Source organism: Synechococcus sp. R8-2 (assembly GCF_047461715.1).
Lineage (GTDB): Bacteria > Cyanobacteriota > Cyanobacteriia > Thermostichales > Thermostichaceae > Thermostichus.
Genome location: NZ_JANSHQ010000387.1, coordinates 1 through 2,671 on the forward strand (window position 1 = coordinate 1; position 2,671 = coordinate 2,671).

Consider the following 2,671-nt stretch of genomic DNA (forward strand, 5'->3'; position numbering starts at 1 on the left):
CAATGGCTGCATCTTGAGCAATCGCTTCGGCAGAATAGTGGCGCGGGTCTTTCTCAGTGTGGATCAAATCAGTGGATCAAATCAGAAGACATCTGCACCGGGTAAAGTCGCCCATTGGCAATCAAAGCTGTGCCGAAGAACCTGGCCCCTCCCTGAGTCGGTCGCAAGCTGCCTCGCACCTCGCTGCCTGCTGGAATCGCCAATTGGCCGCTGCCGTTGTAGATGTCCTGGGCTACCCGCAGGGTAAGTGGGTGGGTGCTGTTGGGACTGAAGTACTGGGGCTCTTCTCCCTTGAAGCTCTGGACGGGAATGATGGTGCCCGGCTGCAGTTGGCGCACTCCCAAATCAAACAAGTGCTGGGCAGAAGCAGATGGCATTGTCAACAGACCCATGCTGGGGATGGCTAAGCCAATCATCGCTGCCGAAAGAACACGAATGCTCATAAAAATTCTCCTTCTCCAGTAAATGTTCAATCAAGATTGCAACGAAAACGCAAACTCTTGCGAGCAGTTTAAAGATCAAGCCCGACGAACAAAGCTAATTAACGCCAACAAAACCAAAGCCCCAACGGTAGCCATCAACAAACTTCCCAAAAGACCTGTGGCCGACAGGCCAAGCAAATCGAAGAGGAACCCGCCAAAAAATGCCCCGCAAACACCAACGATTATGTTGCCTATCAATCCAAATCCGTAACCGCGTCGAATATTCCCTGCCAGCCAACCCGCCAGGGCTCCGATCAAGAGAAACCAAAGGATACTGTCCATAGAACCTACTTCTCCATAGTATGCTGTTTCTACAGCATACCTATTGTTGTGAGAAAATAAATTCCCTGAGAACCAACCTTCTGTACACTTGGCACACTTGACGCCCACTTGACAAATTGGTAGCCTCTGCCGAGAACAGATCGTTATTTGTCTTTTAATATACAGACTCTGTAGATTTAATAGACTGACTCTATAGAAAAGAAGATGGGAATTTCATGAATGCTAGAAAGGGATCCCCTGCTTGCTGCAGCTTCACAATACCTAAACCTCAAACAAAAAAAGACTGGCAGTGTGAGGTCTACCAGTCTGAGTCAGTTCCCTGTGAGTGAGCTGATGCCGTCGTTGCCAACGTCTTCAACCCAATCCCCAGTTTGTGTTGCTTTTTGCCATTTCGAAGTGATTTAGATCACTTGAAGCTTGAGGAGCCCGCAGCTTTGGCAAGCACTCCTGTCCTGATTTCTTCTACAGGGATCCCCCATCCCCACCCCTATGAACCCTGAGGCGACAAAGAGAGCATCTCAAAACCAATCAAAACAAAGGCAACTGCTCCTCTTCCACTGGGGCAAGGCTTGAAGCTCCCGGCTCCTCCCAGTTGGGGGCCCAGTCTTGTAAAGGATCCACATATTCCTCCAACAACTGACGGGCGGCGGCCAGCAAATCGTTGTGCAAGGGGGCCAGATCGCTGCGGTCGGCCAGATACTGCTCCAGAGCCGTCAGGGGCTCAAGTCGGCTGGGATCCCATCCCGGCAGACGGATGCGGCTGGGGCTGACCACTTCTGGGGCGATGGTGTAGCTAAAAGCAGGGGCAAGAGCGTTGTGCAGAGCCCGCTCATCAATGCACTCTAGCTGGTCGGGCCGTATGCGGTAGATCAACCGCAGGATGGAGCCGGCCACGGGGGCCTTGGCGATGGCGGCCAGCAGCTTGGACTGCGCCTGCTGGGGTGGATCTGCGCTCAGATCCAGGCGAATGGTGTGAAAGGTACGGGTTGGCAGGGGCAAAAATTCATAGCTGGCCCCCGTAGGGGTGACTTCCACCAGCACACAGCCTTTTTCCTCTTTTTCTTCGCCAAAATCCACCCGCTCAATGCTGCCGGGATAGAGCATCAAGGGATCCCGACACAGCACCTGGTGACGGTGGACATGCCCCAAGGCAACATATTGATAGGCAGGCCGAGCCAGCAGCGAAAGGGGCACCGTAAATCCTCTGCCCACCGAAAGATGGCGTTCTGCTCCGTAGCGGGCTGTCTCCACCATGACGTGAGCCAACAAAATCGCCGGGATCCCTGGCTGCAGGGTGCGGATCTCCCCTTCTAGGGCTAGGCGGAGGCGCTGCAGGAGCTGATGCGCGAGGATTTCCCCTTCAAGCGCCAAGCTTTCCTGTTGGGCGAGTAGAGCAGAGCGACTCAGCCAAGGTAAAGTGGTCACCTGCACCGGGCCACCGCGAGTTTCGATCCGATGAGTTTCCAGTCTGTCCCCCACAATAAAGCCTGAGACCCCCAAAGCGCGGTAGATAGCCAGGCTGTTGCCTCCCTGTCCCTGCCCGTACTGATCGTGGTTGCCCACCAACAGGACGGTTGGGATCCCTGCATCGGCCAGGCGGCGAAACTGTTGGGCAAAAAGCTCTTGATGGAGAGGGGGGGGTGTCGCATCGGGGAAAGCATCGCCCCCAAACAACACCAGATCCACCGCTTGGTTGAGAGCATGGTCAATGCACAAGCGCAAAGAAGCTACAAAATCTTCCAAACGGGTATTCAGGCCGGTAGCTGGGTTAATGTGGCCGTAGGCAAGACCACTGCCCAGATGAATGTCGGAAAGATGTAGCAACCTTACCATCTTGGGCGCTCTTGGAGACTTTGCAGCTCTCCCATCTGTTGGGATAAACCTTGCCGTTCGCGTTAGCGGGACGG

Annotated in this window: 3 protein-coding genes; all 3 read right to left on the reverse strand. The window is 54.4% G+C overall.

Annotation, left to right across the window (positions count from 1 at the left end; translation table 11 throughout):
• Positions 1–68: 68 nt before the first annotated feature.
• The gene (locus NW819_RS09585) at positions 69–443 is read right to left on the reverse strand and encodes a hypothetical protein (protein ID WP_414413596.1); all 375 of its coding nucleotides are present in this window, start codon (positions 441–443) and stop codon (positions 69–71) included.
• Positions 444–518: 75 nt separating this feature from the next.
• Entirely contained in the window at positions 519–764 is a 246-nt protein-coding gene (locus tag NW819_RS09590) for a GlsB/YeaQ/YmgE family stress response membrane protein (protein WP_414413597.1), read from the reverse strand.
• Between the two features lie 528 nt (positions 765–1,292).
• Positions 1,293–2,597, reverse strand: a complete 1,305-nt coding sequence (locus NW819_RS09595; protein WP_414413598.1) for a metallophosphoesterase family protein — start codon at positions 2,595–2,597, stop codon at positions 1,293–1,295.
• Positions 2,598–2,671: the final 74 nt, after the last annotated feature.

What these genes read in the sequence shown, in the direction of transcription:
- NW819_RS09585 (WP_414413596.1), bottom strand. Translation starts at nt 443, where the DNA reads ATGAGCATTCGTGTTCTTTCGGCAGCGATGATTGGCTTAGCCATCCCC.
- NW819_RS09590 (WP_414413597.1), bottom strand. Translation starts at nt 764, where the DNA reads ATGGACAGTATCCTTTGGTTTCTCTTGATCGGAGCCCTGGCGGGTTGG.
- NW819_RS09595 (WP_414413598.1), bottom strand. Translation starts at nt 2,597, where the DNA reads ATGGTAAGGTTGCTACATCTTTCCGACATTCATCTGGGCAGTGGTCTT.